19 protein-coding genes are annotated in these 17,717 nt (G+C 70.1%); 8 read left to right on the top strand and 11 right to left on the bottom strand.

The genetic code is table 11. From position 1 onward, the window contains the following. Entirely contained in the window at window positions 1-363 is a 363-nt protein-coding gene (locus tag B0E52_RS06645) for a hypothetical protein (protein WP_139351611.1), read from the top strand. 26 nt (window positions 364-389) lie between these two features. Here the strand turns inward: B0E52_RS06645 and B0E52_RS06640 are convergent, their stop codons facing one another. Then, the gene (locus B0E52_RS06640; protein WP_077482838.1) at window positions 390-1,964 is read right to left on the bottom strand and encodes a transglutaminase-like domain-containing protein; all 1,575 of its coding nucleotides are present in this window, start codon (window positions 1,962-1,964) and stop codon (window positions 390-392) included. Window positions 1,965-2,108: 144 nt separating this feature from the next. Between B0E52_RS06640 and purT the strand changes: the two genes are divergently transcribed. Next, entirely contained in the window at window positions 2,109-3,290 is a 1,182-nt protein-coding gene (gene purT, locus B0E52_RS06635) for a formate-dependent phosphoribosylglycinamide formyltransferase (RefSeq protein ID WP_077482836.1), read from the top strand. A 186-nt stretch (window positions 3,291-3,476) separates the two neighbouring features. Continuing rightward, complete coding sequence (locus B0E52_RS06630; RefSeq protein WP_077482834.1) at window positions 3,477-4,985, top strand: FMN-binding glutamate synthase family protein; 1,509 nt, start codon at window positions 3,477-3,479, stop codon at window positions 4,983-4,985. 130 nt (window positions 4,986-5,115) lie between these two features. On the opposite strand, the gene B0E52_RS06625 is transcribed toward B0E52_RS06630, so the two are convergent. From B0E52_RS06625 to B0E52_RS06595, 8 genes are all read right to left on the bottom strand, one after another. After that, window positions 5,116-5,820 carry an arginyltransferase gene (locus tag B0E52_RS06625; protein ID WP_077482832.1) on the bottom strand — a complete coding sequence of 235 codons (705 nt, stop codon included), beginning with the start codon at window positions 5,818-5,820 and terminating at the stop codon, window positions 5,116-5,118. A 64-nt stretch (window positions 5,821-5,884) separates the two neighbouring features. Continuing rightward, the gene (locus B0E52_RS06620; RefSeq protein WP_077482830.1) at window positions 5,885-6,277 is read right to left on the bottom strand and encodes a hypothetical protein; all 393 of its coding nucleotides are present in this window, start codon (window positions 6,275-6,277) and stop codon (window positions 5,885-5,887) included. Between the two features lie 12 nt (window positions 6,278-6,289). After that, window positions 6,290-7,156 carry an acyl-CoA thioesterase II gene (locus B0E52_RS06615; RefSeq protein WP_077482828.1) on the bottom strand — a complete coding sequence of 289 codons (867 nt, stop codon included), beginning with the start codon at window positions 7,154-7,156 and terminating at the stop codon, window positions 6,290-6,292. 55 nt (window positions 7,157-7,211) lie between these two features. Further along, the gene (locus tag B0E52_RS06610) at window positions 7,212-8,264 is read right to left on the bottom strand and encodes a saccharopine dehydrogenase NADP-binding domain-containing protein (RefSeq protein WP_077482826.1); all 1,053 of its coding nucleotides are present in this window, start codon (window positions 8,262-8,264) and stop codon (window positions 7,212-7,214) included. Beyond that, a complete protein-coding gene (locus B0E52_RS06605) occupies window positions 8,261-9,295 on the bottom strand; it encodes an alpha/beta hydrolase (RefSeq protein WP_254426728.1) in 1,035 nt (344 codons plus the stop codon). Before B0E52_RS06605 ends, B0E52_RS06610 begins: the two co-directional genes overlap by 4 nt. After that, window positions 9,292-9,435 carry a hypothetical protein gene (locus tag B0E52_RS18525; RefSeq protein ID WP_168174145.1) on the bottom strand — a complete coding sequence of 48 codons (144 nt, stop codon included), beginning with the start codon at window positions 9,433-9,435 and terminating at the stop codon, window positions 9,292-9,294. Before B0E52_RS18525 ends, B0E52_RS06605 begins: the two co-directional genes overlap by 4 nt. A gap of 75 nt (window positions 9,436-9,510) precedes the next feature. Continuing rightward, a complete protein-coding gene (locus tag B0E52_RS06600) occupies window positions 9,511-10,356 on the bottom strand; it encodes an AraC family transcriptional regulator (RefSeq protein ID WP_077482823.1) in 846 nt (281 codons plus the stop codon). After that, entirely contained in the window at window positions 10,349-10,939 is a 591-nt protein-coding gene (locus B0E52_RS06595; RefSeq protein WP_077482821.1) for an N-acetylmuramoyl-L-alanine amidase, read from the bottom strand. The genes B0E52_RS06600 and B0E52_RS06595 overlap by 8 nt, the downstream gene beginning before the upstream one ends. Before the next feature lie 63 nt (window positions 10,940-11,002). On the opposite strand from B0E52_RS06595, the gene B0E52_RS06590 reads away from it, so the two are divergent. The 3 genes from B0E52_RS06590 to B0E52_RS06580 all read left to right on the top strand — a co-directional run bounded on the left by B0E52_RS06590 (window position 11,003) and on the right by B0E52_RS06580 (window position 14,218). Further along, window positions 11,003-11,521, top strand: coding sequence for an alpha/beta fold hydrolase (locus B0E52_RS06590; RefSeq protein WP_077482965.1), 519 nt, complete (start codon window positions 11,003-11,005; stop codon window positions 11,519-11,521). Next, window positions 11,518-13,701, top strand: coding sequence for a bifunctional 23S rRNA (guanine(2069)-N(7))-methyltransferase RlmK/23S rRNA (guanine(2445)-N(2))-methyltransferase RlmL (rlmKL, locus tag B0E52_RS06585; RefSeq protein WP_077482819.1), 2,184 nt, complete (start codon window positions 11,518-11,520; stop codon window positions 13,699-13,701). The genes B0E52_RS06590 and rlmKL overlap by 4 nt, the downstream gene beginning before the upstream one ends. Before the next feature lie 82 nt (window positions 13,702-13,783). Then, on the top strand, window positions 13,784-14,218 hold the full coding sequence (locus tag B0E52_RS06580) for a hypothetical protein (RefSeq protein WP_077482817.1): 435 nt from the start codon (window positions 13,784-13,786) through the stop codon (window positions 14,216-14,218). Between the two features lie 69 nt (window positions 14,219-14,287). Here the strand turns inward: B0E52_RS06580 and B0E52_RS06575 are convergent, their stop codons facing one another. Next, a complete protein-coding gene (locus B0E52_RS06575; protein ID WP_077482815.1) occupies window positions 14,288-14,737 on the bottom strand; it encodes a DUF6491 family protein in 450 nt (149 codons plus the stop codon). A gap of 160 nt (window positions 14,738-14,897) precedes the next feature. After that, window positions 14,898-16,403, bottom strand: coding sequence for a peptidase S10 (locus tag B0E52_RS06570; protein WP_077482813.1), 1,506 nt, complete (start codon window positions 16,401-16,403; stop codon window positions 14,898-14,900). 183 nt (window positions 16,404-16,586) lie between these two features. On the opposite strand from B0E52_RS06570, the gene B0E52_RS06565 reads away from it, so the two are divergent. Beyond that, the gene (locus B0E52_RS06565; RefSeq protein WP_256363976.1) at window positions 16,587-17,408 is read left to right on the top strand and encodes an SAM-dependent methyltransferase; all 822 of its coding nucleotides are present in this window, start codon (window positions 16,587-16,589) and stop codon (window positions 17,406-17,408) included. A gap of 55 nt (window positions 17,409-17,463) precedes the next feature. Continuing rightward, window positions 17,464-17,717: hypothetical protein (locus B0E52_RS06560; RefSeq protein ID WP_077482811.1), on the top strand; the 254-nt coding region annotated here is incomplete at its 3' end.

Raw genomic sequence — 17,717 nt, 5'->3', positions numbered from 1 at the left:
ATGCCTGCCGTCGCCCCTTCACCTCTGCGCTCCTGGTGGCCTGCCCTCGGCCTGTGGGCGGGCCTGCTGGCGATCGTGCTGGGCGGTTTCGGCCTGGCGCATCCGCCACCGGGCTCGGGGCAATTGATGCGCTGGCACGATGCCGGCCACGACTGGCTGCTGGCCGCCGACGACGAGGCCGACCAGCTGAGCGTGTTCGACGCGGCCGACGGCCGCCTGCTGCACCGGCTCGACGCCCGCACGGTGGGCGACATCGCCACCCTGGCCCGGCGCGACGGCCGCCTGTACGTGGTGGGCGACGACGGGAGGCGCAGCGAACTCCGCTTGCCGCAGCTGACGGTGGCGATGTCCGGCACGCATTGAGCGGGCATGCCGGGCGTGCCGCCGCATCAGCCGTTGCCGCCGCTGGAACCGACGCCGTTGCCGACGGTGCCCGCGGGCGAGGCGGGGGCGCTGTCGATCGGTGCGTCGAAGAGTTCGGTGACCGACTTGACGCTGTCGATGCGCAGGCGGCCGAACAGGTCGGTGACGCCGTAGAAGTGCCAGGGGTCGCCGTCGCCGCTGTCCAGCGCGACGTGGGTGCTGTCGAAGTGCCGCAGCGCGGCGTCGTAGCTTTGCCAGCGCCTGCCCGTCCACGCCTGCACCCAGGCGTGCGGCACGAACACGCGCGCGGCGTTGCCGTAGCGGTCGGTGTAGACCATGCCGGTGACCACGCGCGCGGGCACGCCTGCGGCGCGCGCCATCGCCGCCAGCAGCACGGCGAATTCGGTGCAATCGCCCTGGCGGTTGTTTGCCACTTCCAGCGCCGAGGCGTAACCCACGTCGAGGCCGTGCTGGGTGATGTAGCCGCTGACGAAGTTGCGCAGCCGGCGCATCTTCAGCACGGGCGTGCCGGCGTCGCCGATCGCCGCGGCGGTCAGCTCGCGGATCAGCGGGGCATCGGATTGCAGCCAGGCGTTGGCCGCGAGGTCGCCTGGCTGCGGCGGTGGTTGCCCGTGCAGGTGGGGGCCGCCGGTGTCGATCTGCCAGTCGCCATGGCCGAGTGCGATGACGCGTTGCTCGTCGGTATCGATGAACGGCTGCGTCGCATCGCCGTCGACGTGCACGCGGTAGCGCAGCGAGGTGGTGCGCAGGTTCGGCGTCAGCGCGCGCGGCGAGTCCACCATCGCCGCGCGGAACATGTCCACGCCCTGTGCCGGCGCCTGCGCGCAGGCGCGGTCGCAGGCCAGCATTTCCATGCGGCTGCCCAGCATGCCGAGCAGCCCCTTGCGCACCCGGCCTTGCGCATCCAGCCACAGGTCCAGCACCTGCTCGCCGCGCGTCTGGCGCAGCACCTGGCGCTGGTGGCTCAGTCGTTCCGCGCCGCCCGGCAGTTGCACCGTTTCCTCGCCGAGCACCTCGGTGTCGACGTCCATCACCTGCCGGCTGGCCGGGTCGAACATAGCCAGCCGGTAGTGCCGGCCGGGCTGTCGGCTGGCGTCCAGCATGGCAAGGCGCTGACCCTCGGCGAGCAGGGCGCCGGCGGCCCAGTCCATGATTTCCTGCCGCGTCGCGCCGCCCACGGTGATGTCGACGCGGAACCGGCCGTCGGGCAGGCGCGTGCCTTCGACCACGCTGTCCATCGCCGACATCGTGGTGCGCGCGCCGAAGCCCAGCGGCTGGCCATCCGGCGTTTCCACGCTGCGGATGGTGTTGCCCAGCGGGATGCTCTTGCCGTTGCGGGTCAGCAGGATGGACAGCGTCTGGGTGGTGGTCACCGCCTGCCCGTCGCGCTGGCGCTCGACGTGCAGGCTGCCGATCTTGCGGCCACCGAGCAGCACGCTCATCCAGGTGTCTTCGCGGGTTATCGGGCTGGTTGTCGGGCTGCTTGCCGCGCTGGTGGCGGGAGCCTGCGCGCGGGTCGGCGCGACGAACGCGCAGGCAAGGCACAGCGCCAGCCGGAACAAGGCGCTTGGACGACCCATGGGACGGCTCCGCGGGGACGGGTGCGGCCAGTGGAAGCCGCGGCGCGGGCGCCGTCAATGCGCGGCGCAGCAAAATCTTGCGCCGACGCGACAGCCACGGCGCACCGCCTACAATGCGCTCCCGCCCAACGACGGAGCACCTCCATGAAACCCTTCGGCACGCCCCATTCCGACCATGCCGTGCGCGTGCTGCTGCTGGGTTCCGGCGAGCTCGGCAAGGAGCTGGCGATCGAGCTGCAGCGCTACGCGGTGGAGGTGATCGCGGTGGATCGCTACGCCGACGCGCCGGCGATGCAGGTGGCGCATCGCAGCCACGTGATCGACATGCTGGACGGCGTCGCGCTGCGCCGCGTGATCGAGGCCGAGCATCCCGATCTGGTGGTGCCGGAGATCGAGGCGATCCACACGCCCACCCTGGTGGAGATGGAGCGCGAAGGCCTGCACGTGATCCCCACCGCGCGCGCCGCGTGGCTGACGATGGATCGCGAGGGCATCCGCCGGCTGGCCGCGCAGGAACTGGAACTGCCCACCTCGCCCTATCGTTTCTGCGACAACGAAGCCGATTACCGCCGCGCGGTGGCCGACATCGGCTACCCGTTCGTGATCAAGCCGGTGATGAGCTCCTCGGGCAAGGGCCAGAGCATCGTGCGCAAGGAGTCGGAGCTGCAGCACGCCTGGGACTATGCGCAGTCCGGCGGTCGCGCGGGGCAGGGGCGGGTGATCGTGGAAGGCTTCGTCGATTTCGACTACGAGATCACCCTGCTCACCGTGCGCCACCAGGGCGGCACCAGTTTCTGCGCGCCGATCGGCCATCGCCAGGAGGACGGCGACTACCGCGAGTCGTGGCAGCCGCAGGCCATGAGCGACCAGGCGCTGGCCGAGGCGCAGCGCCAGGCCGCGGCGGTGTCGAACGCGCTGGGCGGCTGGGGCGTGTTCGGCATGGAGTTCTTCGTCAAGGGCGATGCGGTGATCTTCTCCGAGGTCAGCCCGCGCCCGCACGACACCGGCCTGGTCACCCAGATCTCGCAGGACCTGTCCGAATTCGCGCTGCATGCGCGGGCCATCCTCGGCCTGCCGATTCCCGTGATCCGCCAGCTGGGCCCCTCGGCTTCGTGCGCGGTGCTGGTGGAAGGCGAGGGCCGCGCGCCGCGCTACCACGGCGTGGCGGCGGCGCTGGCCGAGCCGGATACCCAGCTGCGCCTGTTCGGCAAGCCCGAGGTGAAGGGCCGCCGGCGCATGGCGGTAACGCTGGCGCGCGACGCCGACATCGAGGCGGCGCGCGCGAAGGCCGTGCGTGCGTCGGCGCAGTTGCGCGTGGAGCTGTAACGCTTCCCTCCCTCTCCCCTTTGGGGAGAGGGCTGGGGTGAGGGGCCGCACTGGCGGCGTCACCTCATCGAAGCACGCTTCGATCAGCGACATCACAAGCCCCGCCCCCTCACCTCGATCCTCTCCCCAAAGAGGAGAGGAGGGGCACAATGAACGGCATTTCCACGCAACACACAGGAGTCGCACATGGAATCGACGGGTTTCGCGCATTGGCTGGTGGTGCTGGTGGAAACGTTCGCGGCGCTGTTCCTGCTGCTGCTGGCGATGGCCGTGGTGGTGGTCGCGGCGGTGTGGGTGGTGGATCGCAACCAGACCGCCAACGCGGTGTTGCGCAACTTCCCGGTGATCGGCCACTTCCGCTACGGCTTCCTGCGCCTGGGCGAGTTCTTCCGCCAGTACCTGTTCTCCAGCGATCGCGAGGAACTGCCGTTCAACCGCGCCCAGCGCGTGTGGGTGTACCGCGCGGCGAAGAACGCGGAGAACACCAACGCGTTCGGCTCCACCCGCGACCTGCGCGGCGAGGGGGTGCCGTTCTTCGTCAACGCGGCGTTTCCCGCGCTGGGCGACCACCACGTGGAACCGAAGCCGGTGCGCATCGGCCCGCATGCGCGCAAACCCTACGATCACGCCGCGTTCTTCAACATCTCCGCGATGAGCTTCGGCGCGCTGGGCGCGCCGGCAGTGCGTGCGCTGTCGCACGGCGCGGCGAAGGCCGGGATCTGGATGGACACCGGCGAAGGTGGACTGGCGCCCTACCACCTCGAAGGCGGTTGCGACATCGTGTTCGAGATCGGCACCGCCAAGTACGGTGTGCGCACGCCTGACGGCAAGCTGGACGACGGCAAGCTTGCGGCGATCTGCGCGCACCCGCAGGTGAAGATGGTCAGCATCAAGCTCGGCCAGGGCGCCAAGCCCGGCATGGGCGGCCTGCTGCCCGCGGCCAAGGTGACGGCCGAGATCGCCGCGATCCGCGGCATCCCGGAGGGACAGGATTCGCAGAGCCCGAACCGCCATCTCGACATCGCGAACGTGGCGCAACTGATGGACGCCATCCATCACATCCGCGAGCTCACCGGCAAGCCCACCGGCTTCAAGGCGGTGTTCGGCGACATGCGCATGATCGAGGAGCTGTGCGACGAGGTGCACAAGCGCGGCCTCGAAAGCGCGCCGGACTTCATCATCGTGGACGGCTCCGAAGGGGGCACCGGCGCCGCGCCGCAGACCCTGATGGAAGGCGTGGGCCTGCCGCTGCACGAGGCGCTGCCCGCGCTGCTCGACACGCTGATCGCCAAGGGTCTGCGCGAGCGCATCAAGGTGATCTGCTCTGGCAAGCGCATCACTGCCTACGACGTGGCGTGGGCGCTGTCGGTAGGTGCGGACTTCGTGAACTCCGCGCGCGGCTTCATGCTGGCGCTGGGCTGCATCCAGTCGCTGCAGTGCAACCGCAACACCTGCCCCACCGGCATCACCACGCAGGATCCGAAACTGCAGCGCGGCCTGGTGGTCACCGACAAGAGCGAGAAGGTGGCGAACTACGCGCGCAACGTGATGCACGAGGTCGGCATCATCGCCCACAGTTGCGGCGTCGACGACCCGCGCCAGCTCGACCGCACGCATTGCCGCGTGGTCGGCGACGACGGCATCTCGGTGCCGCTGGTGAAGCTGTTTCCGTATCCGGAAATACGCAAGACCTGAATCCGCAGGAGCGCACCCCCGGATCAAGTCCGGGGCAGGCTCTGTGCCCGATGGCTCTGGTGCTTGATCGAAGCAGGAACAATCGCGCACAGAGCCTGCCCCGGACTTGATCCGGGGGTGCGCCCCCACGTCAAGGCATCGCCTGCCAGCCCTCGGCCGTGCGCAGCTGCAGCGGCCGGAAGCGCCGCTTGTAGTCCATCTTCGGATGCCCTTCGATCCAGAAGCCCAGGTACACCCAGGGCAGGTTGCGGCGACGGGCCAGTTCCACCTGCTTGAGGATGGCGAAGGTGCCGAGGCCGCGTGCTTCCTCGCCGGGGTCGTAGAAGGTGTAGACCGCCGACAGGCCGCTGCGGCAGACGTCGGTGACCGCCACGCCGAGCAGACGCTCGCGCAGGCGGAATTCCAGGAACACGGTGGGGCTCCACGGCGCGGTGAGGAAGCGGCGGAAGTCGCTGGCGTCGGCCTCGTCCATGCCGCCGCCGGGGTGGCGCCGGCGCAGGTAGTTTTCGTACAGGGCATGGCGCTCGGCGTTGTAGCCGGCCTGGCATTCGGTCACCACCAGGTCGGCATTGCGCTTCAGGCAGCGCCGCTGCGAACGGTCGGCCTCGAAGTGCAGCGCGTCGATGCGGCAGGGCGTGCAGGCGCGACATTCCGGGCAGTGCGGGAAGTACAGGTGCCCGCCGGCGCGGCGGAAGCCGCGTTCCAGCGCCGGGCCGTACAGCCGGTCCAGCTGCGGCGCGGCCGGATCGATCACCAGGTTCTGCGCCGTGCGCTCGGCGAAGTAGCCGCAGGCGTGCGGCAGGGTCTGGAACAGGCGGACGTGTTCGGAGCGCATGGCCCGATTCTAGGCTGGAGTCGCGGCGTGCGCACGCCGCAGGGACGCAAACCCTTGCGTGTGCTCAGATCACGTGCAGATAACGCAGCGTCATCACCGCGATGATGCCCAGGATGGCCAGCAGCATGATGCGGCGCACCCGCGTCACCGTGCTCCGGCGCCGTGCCTGCGGCGAGGGATTGCGTGCCTCGGCCAGCTCCTGGCCGTGGCGGATCACCGGTTCGATGCCCAGCTCGCGCAGCAGGGCCCGGGCGCGGGTGTAGTCGTCGGCGCGGGCGATCCACACCTGCTCCCAGTTGCTGCGGTCGGTGTCCGGCTCCTGGTAGCTGAAGCGGCGGTGGCCGGGCTTGCGCCAGCTGGAGCGGTTCTCCACCGTGGCCTCGATGCCGTGTTCGGCCATCAGGGCGACCACGCGGTCGATGTTTTCGGGGCGGGGCGAGGTGTAGATCTGGCGCATGTCGGTACCTGCTTATTCGCCGCGCAGGCGGATCAGGCCTTCCTGCGCGGTGGAGGCGACCAGCCGGCCGTCGCGGCTGAAGATCTGCCCGCGTGCCAGGCCGCGACCGCCCTGGGCGGTGGGGCTGTCGAAGGAGTACAGCAGCCACTCGTCCACCCGGAACGGGCGGTGGAACCACAGCGCGTGATCGAGGCTGGCCATCTGCACGTTGTGGGTCATGTAGGAAATCCCATGCGGCAGCGTGGCGGTGCCGATCAGGTGGAAATCCGAGGCATAGGCGAGCAGGGCGCGGTGCAGCACCGCCGAGTCCGCGACCGGTGCGGTGAGCCGGAACCAGATGTGCTGGATCGGCGGCCGCTTCACCGGATGCATCTCGTCGCGCGGCCACACCAGGCGGAACTCGAACGGGCCGTCGATGCCCAGCCAGCGCTGCAGCTTCACCGGCAGCTTGGCCAACTCTTCCGGCGGCAGCGGGCGCATCGGCTCCACGTCTTCCGGCGCGGGCACTTCCGGCATCGCGGTCTGGTGCTCGAAGCCCTTTTCCGGCACCTGGAACGAGATCGAGCCGTTCAGGATGGGCTGGCCGTGCTGGATCGCCAGCACCCGGCGCGACGAAAACGAGCCGCCGTCGCGGGCGCGCTCCACGCTGTAGACGATCGGTGCGTCGATGTCGCCCGCGCGCAGAAAATAGGCGTGCAGCGAATGCGCCTCGCGCGACGGGTCGACGGTCCGCTGCGCCGCCGACAGCGCCTGCCCCAGCACCTGACCACCGAACACGAAGCGCGTGCCGATGTCGCGGCTCTGGCCGCGGAACAGGTTGTCCTCCAGCCGTTCGAGCTGCAGCAGCTCGACCAGTTCGTTGACATGTGCTTCGCGCATGGCGGGTCCTTGGCGGGGGATTGGCCAGTATACCGGGGCGCCCGCCGGGGCCGCGTCAGGAGACGGACGCGGCCGGCTCTGCCCCGCTAGCGACCTCCAGTGCCACCGCGACGCCGGCAGGCGTCAACGCAGCCAGGAAATCGCGCGCGTCGAACGCCTGCCCGGCGGCCAGCGCCCCGCTGCCGCGGACCCGGCCGTCGAGGATGCGCTGCAGCGCCTCGGCCAGCAGCGGCGCGGTGACGGCATAGATGTCGCGCCCGCTGGCCGTGGCGCGGCCCTGGTGCGCGCCACGGCGCACACGCACGTCGACCATGAAGCGCTGCGCGGAGCGTCCGCTGTCGTCGGTGGCGACCGGCGCCGGCGTGGCCGGATCGCGCAGGTCGCGCAACGGGGCCAGGTTCATCCATGCGTGCAGGTTGCGGCAGGCGATGTGGTGCGGCACCAGCACCGCCTCGGACAGCGTGAGCAGCACGGTTTCCTGCCGTCCGAACGGCGCCGGGAAGTCCGTGGTGCGTACCGGCGCCGGGTCGGGCAGGTGGAGCGTGCGGCCGTGCTCGATGTAGCTGCGCGGATGCCGGTTGCGTTCGCCGGTGATGCGGGTGCCGCGCGTGGGGTGCCAGCCATCGAGCGCGACGGCGATGTCCAGTGCGTCTGCGTCGGTGGCGCCATCGAGCGCGGCGCTGGCCAGCAGGTCGGCAAGGCCGCCGTAGAAGGCCATCGCGGGCAGCACGGTCACGCCCGCGGCCCGCGCCTCGGCGTCGCGGGCGAGGGTGTCGGCCACCGCGCGCTGCTCGGCCGCCACGTCGAGATAGTGGATGCGCGCGCGCAGCGCTGCGTCGAGCACCGGTGCCGAGGTGTCCATGAAGGGTCCGGCGCAGAGCAGCACGGCGGCAGTGCCGGCGAAGGCGGCGTCCAGCGCGGCGGGATCGTCGACGCCGGCGACGCGGGTTTCGACGCCGGCGGCTTCGGCCAGCGCCGCCAGCTTCGCCGCGTCTCGCCCGCAGGCCACCGGCACGAAGCCGCGGCGGCGCAGTTCGTGCAGCACGAAGCGGCCGGTGTGGCCGTAGGCGCCGTATACCGCGATGCGATCGGGGCGGGCGGCATTCATGCGTGTTCCCTCCAGAGTTCGAGTGCTTCTTCGGCGATCACGTCCGGACGTTCCTCGGGCCAGAACAGCTTGCTGTCGGGCAGCCGGCGCACGCCCTGCGAGTGGCCGAAAGCGCGGTCGAGGAAGCCGGCGTTGCCGGGGGCAAAGATCGTGTCGGCGTCGCCCCAGACGATGCGCACCGGCATGCGGGTGCGCGCCAGCGCGGAGCCGATGCCGGCCAGCGCGTTGTGCCCCAGCGCGATGGCGTAGGCGTGCGCCAGGTCGCGGCTGTGCTGCGATGCCAGCAACGGTGCGAAATACGTGTCGATGGCCTCGTCGGTGGGATGCGCGGGATCGGCGTAGCACATGCCGCCGATGCCGGCGGCCGAGCGCGCCAGGGCGTGGTCGCGATACCAGTGGCCCAGCCAGTCGTCGACGAAGCGCCCCTGTTTGGCCAGCTCGATCACCGGCAGCATGGCCGGCGGCGGACAATCTTGCTCGGTGTCGCAGTTGGCCAGCAGCAGGCTGCGCACGCGCTCCGGGTGGTGGGCAACCAGCAATTGCGCCGCCGCGCCGCCGCTGTCGCTGGCGACCACGTCGGCGCTCCCGATGCCCAGCGCGTCGAGCAGGGCGACCAGCATCGCCACCTGCGCGGCGGGTGCGCACGACTGCCCCTCGGCCACCCGGGTGTAGCCCAGGCCGAGGAAGTCCGGCGCGATGCAACGCCGGTACGGAGCCAGCCTTGCCAGCGCGCCGCGCCACTGGAAGCTGTTGAGCGGGAAGCCGTGCAGGAACAGCGCCGCCGGCCCGCTGCCGCGCTCGACGTGGGCGATGTCGCCGAACGCGGTGCGCGTGTAGCGGCGTGCGGCGTGGAACGCCGCGGCATCCATCGCCGAGGCGCTTGCTGCGGTTGCGGTTGCGGCGGCGCGCGGCCAGCGGGCACAGCCGGCGATGCCGGTCGCGCAGGCGACCGTGGCCAGGGCGAGGAAGCGGCGCCGGCCAAGGTCCGGCGCCGCGGGTTGTGCGGCGGGCAAAAGGATTTCGCCGTTCACGACTGTGCTGCCGCCTCGCGCAGCTTCTGCGCACATTCCTCGCAACAGACCTCGACGGTGCGGCCGCCGATGGTCACCTCGATGGCGTTGCCGTCGAGCGGGTAGTCACAGGCGGCGCAGGTGGCTTCTTTCGTTTGCATGGTGGTGCTCCGGTGATGCCCGTGATCGGGCAGGCACAGGAGACCATGGGCCGCCGTTGGCGGCTGTCAGGATCTTTAGCTCTTCGCGGCGCCCGGGGCCAGCGTAGCCTGGCGGAACTCGCTGGGCGTGCGCCCATAGGCCTGGCGGAACGCGGCGCTGAAGTGGCTGTGGCTGGAGAAGCCCAGGTCCAGCGCCAGCGCGGCGACATCTTCACAGTCGGCCACCAGGTCCAGCGCGCGCGCCAGCCGCAGCCGCAGGTGGTAGCGGTACAGCGGCAAGCCCTCGACCTGCTGGAAGGCCTGGGTGAGGTAGACCGGCGAGCCGCCGACTTCCGCCGCGATCTCCGCCAGCGTCCAGCGCCGGGTGAGGTCGCTGGCCAGCAGCAGCTTGGCCCGGTCCACCAGCCGTTGCCGTGCGTGGGTGGCGCCGGGCGCGTGGGTGGTGCGCGGGCCGAGGCTGCGGCACACCAGGGTCAAGGCCAGGCTCTCGGCCTCCAGTGGCTCGATGGCGCCGTTGTGCAGGCTGTGGCGCAGCAGCGCCACCAGTACCTGGGCGCGTTCGTCGATGCGCAGCGACTGGCCGTGGAACACGGGGATGTCGCGCCGCTGCAGCAGCTCGGCCGGCGCCAGTTCGCGCAGCAGCGGCTGCGAGATCGACAGCGACAGGCAGGCGTCGCCGCCGGTCGCGGGATGGCTGACCTGATAGCCCTGGCCGGCGTTGAAGAACAGCACATGGTTGGCGTCGGCCACCGACTGCGTGCTGCCCACGTGGCGCAGGAACAGGCCGCGGTAGGGAAATACGAGCTGGGTCGCGCTTGCGCATTCCTCGGCACTGCGATGGCGGCACTCGCCACGGCAATGCACGTCGTGCGCCGAGACAGTGGCCGACTGCAGCAGCGGCTGGACGGTGAACTCAGGCATGCGGCGCGAGCCGGGGCGAGTTCGGCGCAGTCTGGCGAAGCCGCTCCAGGCCGCAGGCGGGAACGATGGCGTCCCACGGAAACAGCGGGCCGGGATCGAGCTTGCGCGGCACGGTTCGCGCGGGGTCGTCGCTGGCCGCCACCCGGGCGGTGTCCAGGTCCTCGTGGCCGGCGATGTCGTGCAGGCCCGGGAATTCCTCGCGTAGTTGCGCCAGCAGCGCGCGCAGGGCATCGATCTGCGCGGCAGGGTAGGGCTCGGTCATGGTCTGCCGGCGCGAGTCGAACCAGTCGGGGTAGCGGCCGGTGTTCACCAGTTCGATGCCGATGGACTGCGGGTTCCAGCCGCGCACGTGGTGCGCCACGCGGGTGCCGGGCACGTAGCGGTACGTGGTGCCGTCGCGGTCGACGTAGTAGTGGCCGCCGTTGCCGGCGCCGCTGTCGTACAGCACCTTTTCGCCGTACTCGCGGGCCGTCGCGAGGTCGGGCAGCTCGGTGCAGTGGATCACCACCAGGGTTACCGCGGAGGCGGGGCGCTCGGGCAGTTTCGCCGCGTAGGGCAGGAGCTGGTCATGGATGGTCGGCATGCGCGAAGTCTCGCACGGTGGCCGGTTATCATGGGCGCCTTGCAGCCCGTACCGGAGACCGCCATGCGCGGCCAGATCATCCTTTCGCACGGTTCGGATTCCGGTCCGGGCGCCACCAAGATCAGCGCGCTGGCCGACTGGGCCGAGGCGATGGGCTGGCGCACGCAGCGGCCGGACTTCCGCGCGCACGACGGCCGCGGTTACGCCGCGGCGGTGGCGCCGCGCGTGGCGCAACTGTGCGAGGTCATCGCCGCATGCGAGGCGCCGCCGGTGCTGGTGGGTTCCAGCATGGGCGCATTCGCCTCCGCGCTGGCCTCGCTGGAAGTGCCGGTCGCGGCGCTGTTCCTGCTCGCCACGCCGCCGGCGGTCCCCGGCTGCGCGCAGGCGCTCGAGCTTCGGGCCAACGTGCCCACGCTGCTGATCCACGGCTGGCGCGACGAGCTGTGTCCGGTGGAAGGCGTGCAGGACTTCGCCGCGCGTCGCCGGCTGCCCCTGCTGCTGCTGGACGACGACCATCGGCTGCTGGCCAGCATGGACACGATCGCCGCGCAGTTCGGCATCCTGCTGGGAGCACTGGCATGAGCCGCTGGTTTGCCACCTGCCCCAAGGGCATGGAATACCTGCTGCGCGACGAACTCGTGCAGCTCGGCGCGACGGAGGTGCGCGAGGCGCTGGCCGGCGTGCATTTCGAGGGCCCGCTGACAACCGCCTATCGCGCCTGCCTGTGGTCGCGCCTGGCCAGCCGCATCCTGCTGCCGCTGGCCGAGTTCGATGCGGCGACGGACGATGCCTTGTACGCTGGCGTGCAGGCGATCGACTGGTCGACGCACCTCGCCGCGCACGCCACCCTGGCGGTGGATGCGCATACCGCGCTGAGCAAGCTCACCCACAGCCAGTTCATCGCGCAGCGGGTGAAGGACGCCGTGGTCGACCAGTTCCGCCAGCAGGGCGGCACCCGCCCCGGCGTGGACACCGACGAGCCCGACGTGCGCCTCAACCTGCGCCTGAAGCGCGACCGCGCCACGCTGTCGCTGGATCTCGCCGGCAGCCCGCTGCACCGCCGCGGCTGGCGCGAGCTGCAGGGCGAGGCGCCGCTGAAGGAGAACCTCGCCGCCGCGATGCTGCTGCGCGCGCACTGGCCGGAAGTCTACGCGCAAGGTGGCGCCTTGCTCGACCCGATGTGCGGCTCCGGCACCTTGCTGATCGAGGCCGCGCTGATGGCCGCGGACGTGGCGCCGGGCTGGCGCCGCGACTACTACGGCTTCCTCGGCTGGCAGCAGCACGATCTCGCGCTGTGGCGCGGCCTGCTGGACGAGGCGCGGCAACGCGCCGAGGCCGGCCTGAAGTCATTGCGCAGCTGCTTCTTCGGTTCGGACGCCGATCCGCGCATGGTGCAGACCGCCAAGCGCAATGCGCAGGAGGCCGGCGTGGCCGGCTTCCTCACGCTGGAGAAGCGCGACGTGGCGCACGCCGAGCCGCCGGCTGGCGTGGAACGCGGCCTGGTCATCACCAATCCGCCCTACGGCGAGCGGCTGGGCGAGCGCGCGCAGATGCCCGTGCTGTACCACGCGCTGGGCGAGCGCCTGCGCACGCAGTTCCCCGGCTGGCGCGCCGCCGTGCTGGCGGGCGACGCGGAGCTGGGCCGCGCGCTGGGCCTGCACGCGGAGAAAAAATACGTGCTCTACAACGGCGCGCTGGAAACCCAGTTGCTGACCTTCGAGATCCGCGCGCGCGACGCGGCGCCACGCGAGCCGAAGCCGCTCTCCACCGGCGCGCAGATGCTGAAGAACCGGCTGGAGAAGAACCTCAAGCACCTGCGCAAGCGGCTCGCGCGCGAAGGCATCGCCTGCTTCCGCGCCTACGACCAGGACTTGCCCGAATACGCCGCCGCGATCGACGTCTACGCGCACAAGGACGAGGCACCGTGGCTCCACGTGCAGGAATATCGCGCGCCGGCCGAAGTGCCCGCCGAGACCACGCGCATCCGCCTGCGCGAAATCGCCCGCGTGGCCGGCGAGGTGTTCGCGGTGCCGCGCGAGCGCATCGCGCTGAAGACCCGCGAGCGCGGCAAGGGCGGCTCCAAGTACGGCCAGTTCGACCAGCGCGGCGAGTTCATCGAGGTGGACGAGGGCGAGTTGAAGTTCCTGGTCAACCTCACCGACTACCTCGACACCGGCCTGTTCCTCGACCACCGCCTGGTACGCGCGAAGCTGCGCGAGCTGGCGCCGAACAAGCGCTTCCTCAACCTGTTCGCCTACACCGCCACCGCCAGCGTGTACGCGGCGGCAGGTGGTGCGAAGGACACCACCAGCGTCGACCTCTCCGCGACGTATCTCGACTGGGCCTCGCGCAACCTCGCGCTGAACGGCTTCACTGGCGCGAAGCACCGGCTGATGCAGGCGGACGCGCTGAGCTTCCTGCGCCAGGACCGCGCGCACTACGGGCTGATCTACGTCGACCCGCCGACGTTTTCCAATTCCAAGCGTGCCGACGACTTCGACGTGCAGCGCGACCACGCGGCGTTGCTGGACGCTTGCGGTGAACGCCTGGCGAACGACGGCGTGATCGTGTTCTCCAACAACTTCCGCCGCTTCAAGCTGGACGAGGCGGCGCTGGCGGAACGCTTCGACATCGAGGACTGGAGCGCGGCCAGCATCCCGTTCGACTTCGCCCGCCGCGCCGACATCCACGGCTGCTGGTTGCTCAGGCCGCGTGGTGCCGCCGAGGTCGATCCGTGGGCCGGTTCACGAATCAAGCGCTGAGGTTTTGCTTAGGCCAATCCTTCAGTGCGGATTAAGCGCATCGGGCCCAGCATCCATCCCGCAATCAACGGAGGTTTCTGTCATGTCCAAGCGCAATGTCGGCAAGTGGATGGCGATCGGTCTGGCCGTGGCCGCCGCGGTGGCGATGCCGCTGAGCGCCTCTGCGCACGATCACGATGGCTGGGGCCATGGTGGCGGTTGGGGCCATCACGGCTGGCACGACGGCGGTTGGGGCCGCGGCGGCTATCACGGCGGTTACTACCGTCATGGCGGCGGCTACTGGAGCGGCGGCCGTTGGATCGCCGGCGCGATCGTCACCGGTGTGGTGGCTGGCGTGGTCAGCGATGCGCTGGCGCCGCGACCGGTGTATTACGGACCGGCCCCGGTGGTCTATGGGCCGCCCACGGTGGTCTACGAAGACGCACCGGTGGTGACGCGTCGCGTGGTCACCCGCACGGTGGTGTACGACGACGGTCCGACGCGCTATGTGCGCGACGACGGTTACGACGGCGACTGATCATCGACACCGCTCCCACGAAAAAGCCCGGCCACTGGCCGGGCTTTTTCGTTCGGTGGAGCAACGGGTTCAGGGCTGGGTGGGTTGGTCCGCGCCGCTGCCGCTGCGGCTGGCGTGCGCGCTGAGCTTGTCGAATTCGGCCTTGTCGATCTTGCGCACCGACTGGATCGGGCAAGGTGGCTGGTGCAGCGCGCGCACCGATTCGCCGGCTTCGCCGCAGATGCTGAACGGGATCACCGCCTGGTTCGCCGGATTGGAGTGGAACAGCAGGGTGGGCGGCCCGTAGCTGAGCCTGGGGCAGGCGACCTGCAGTTTCACCAGGTAGCGGTCGGGGCCGGTACGCACCGTGACGGTGCGCGGGTCCACGATGTGCCACTCGTTGATGCGGTCGGTGCGCAGGCAGTCGGCGACCGGGCGCAGCGGGGTGTAGGCAGGGGCTTTGGATTTCGTCTGGGCGGCTGCGGCGTTCGCGGCAAGCACGAACGACAGCGCGAACAGGCCGGTCAGGGCGGATTTCATGGGGAACACCTCATCAGCGGATGTGGCGGATCGCATCGCAATGGTGCGTCGCGGGGGCACCGTGCGCAATCATCGGCCAGCCGGGCAGCACGAGAGGTGAAGGAAAAGCGGCTCTCTCCCCCCTTGCCCCTCCCCCGCGGGCGGGGGAGGGGAGAAAGGCTCACTGCACGCCGTACAGCGACTTCACGTCGCGCAGCAGGTCGGCCTGGCTGTCCGGGCGGGCGTAGAACATGTGGCCGCCGGGGTATTCCTTCACCTGCACGCGAGTCGGGTCGCCCATCGCCGGCATCTGGTCGACGATCAGCACCGAGGCCATGAACGGGCAGGAGAGGTCGTCCCAGCCGTGGGCAATCAGCACGCGCAGGCCCGGATCGTTCGCCACCGCCTCGCGCAACTGCTTGGTCGAGCCGAGGCGCGCGTCGTCGTCCTCGTGCCACAGCCGGTTCACCTCGTAGCTCAGCGCGTTGTAGCGACCGTCGTATTTCCAGCCCACGGTCCGGGTGACGAAGTTCACCATCGCCGTGGTGGTGGGGGCGATGATGCCGTTGAGGATGGGGTCGCCCGAGCGCTGGTGCGGCGCGTAGGGGAACGGGTCCCAGGCGGTGACGTTGGAGTCGTAGCGGCTGCCGACCTTGCCCTCGGCGCGGTACACCTCGCGCAGGTAGGCCTGGGTTTCCAGCCGACCGCCGGAGCGTTTCACGAACAGCGGATCGAGTCCGGTCAGCTCGGTCACCTTCTTGATCATCGCCGCGGTGGCGGCCGGGTTGCTGCGGCCCTCCATCAGCGTGGTGGCGTAGGTGGTGCGGGTGTAGTCGATGATCGGCTGCATCGCTTCGGCCGTGAGCTTGTGCTCGCGCTCCAGGTGGGCGGCGGCGATGGACGGCAGGGTGAGCATCCACGGCAGCGGCGAGACGTTCTCGTCGTCCGACGCCGCCGGGTCGAGGTAGGGCGACAGCAGCACCACGCCGTTCATCGCCACGCCGAGCTGGGTCTGCAGGTAGTCGGTGATGCGCGGGCCGCGGAAGCCGCCGTAGCTTTCGCCCACCAGGTACTTGCGCGACTCCATGCGGCCGTTCTTCACCAGCCAGTCGTAGACGATGCGCGACAGGTACTGGATGTCGCTGTCGGTGCTGTAGAACTGCTTGGTCGCTTCCTTGTCATCCACCAGCGCGCGGCTGAAGCCGGTGCCCACCGGGTCGATAAACACCAGGTCGGTGAAGCCCAGCCAGGTGCCGGGGTTGTCGTGCAGCACGGCCGGGTCGGAGGGGTTGTCGCCCTCCACGCCGAACTTCACCTTCTTCGGACCGATCGCGCCGAGGTTGAGGTAAACCGACGAGGCGCCGGGGCCGCCGTTCAGCGCGAAGGTCACTGGACGGTTCTTGCCGGGCATGGTGTAGGCCGTGAACATCACCTGCGCGATCACCTTGCCCTTCTCGTCGCGCACCGGCAGCGAGCCCACCGTGGCGGTGTACTTCAGCGTGCGGCCGTCCGCCGAGGTGGACTGGGCGACGTGCGCGTCGGCGGGGAAGGGTGGCAGCTGGAAGCCGTCACTGGCGCCCGGCGCCTCCGCCGCGGCGGGCGGCTTGTTGTCGGCGGCCAGCGCCGGATGGTGGAAACCGGCCAGCAGCAGGGCTGCCAGCAAGCTCGTCTGCAGCGGCTTGCGCACGGGTCATTCCTCGCGGGGGAAAAGCTCCAAGCCTAGCGAGCCGGGGCAGCGCGCAACCGTGCCTTTAGGCATGGATTGGCACGGCGCGTGCATTCGGTGCCGCGAGCGTGAAGGAAAATTTCGTTCACCGGACGCTGGCGCCACCCGGACTTGCCCTATCATCGCGCGATGCCACCGACCGCCTTGCCATCCCTGCACGAAACCCGCCGCGGCAGCCTGAGCTGCGTGGGCCTGGGCATGACCCTGGGCTCCCACCTCACCCCGCTGGCGCGCAGCCATATCGAGCAGGCGGACGTGGTGTTCGCGGCGCTTTCCGACGCCATCGCGGAAGAGTGGTTGAAGCGCATGCACCTGGACGTGCGCAGCCTGCAGCCCAATTACGCCGAGGGCAAGCCGCGCATCAAGACCTACCGCGAATGGGTGGCGCTGATGATGGCCGAGCTGCGCGCCGGCAAGCGGGTCTGCGGCGTGTTCTACGGCCACCCCGGCATCTTCGCCTGGTCGCCGCACAAGGTGATCGAACAGGCGCGCGCGGAAGGCTACGAGGCGCACATGGAACCGGGCATTTCCGCCGAGGACTGCCTCTACGCCGACCTCGGCTTTGACCCCGGCCGTTACGGCTGCCAGCACTTCGAAGCCAGCCAGCTGCTGTACTGCGAGCGGCGCATCGACCCCGCGGGCTACCTGGTGCTGTGGCAGGTGGGGGTGGTCGGCAACCGCTCCGTGGGGCGATTCGACGACGGCCCCTCGTATCGCGCCCTGCTGGTGGAGCGGCTGGAGCAGGACTACCCGCCAAGCCACGAGGTCATCGTCTACCGTGGTGCCACCTTGCCCATCGAGCGACCGCGCATCCGGCACATGACCTTGCGCGAGCTGGCCGAGGCATCGGTGACCGCCGAGGAAACCGTGGTACTGCCGCCGGCCGCGGCCTTGCAGCCGAACCGTGCCATGCTGGAGCGGCTGCAAGCGCTGGATGCGAGGGGACGGGCCGCCACAGCGGCCTGAAGCAGGACGGCACGGCACGCCGGTGTCGCCCGAACATGGAGGCAAGGGGAACAACATGACCGATACGATCAAGTTGCTGGCAACCATCGGCAGCGATGCGTCGCTGCGCTATGCCTCGCCCGAGGAGCTGAAGTGCGTGCTGGGGAAGGCGCAAGCGAGTGTCGAGCTCAAGCTGGCAGTGGAGTTGGGTGACGGTGCGCCGCTGCGTGTGGAACTGGGCATATATCGGGTGGAGGAGGCACCCCAGATGCAAGCACCAGGCCATGGGGATGACGAAGATGAGACCGACGTTCCTCCGCCGCCTCCCCC

The organism is Rhodanobacter sp. C06 (assembly GCF_002001105.1).
Lineage (GTDB): Bacteria > Pseudomonadota > Gammaproteobacteria > Xanthomonadales > Rhodanobacteraceae > Rhodanobacter_A.
This window is presented reverse-complemented; position numbering and strand designations above follow the sequence as displayed.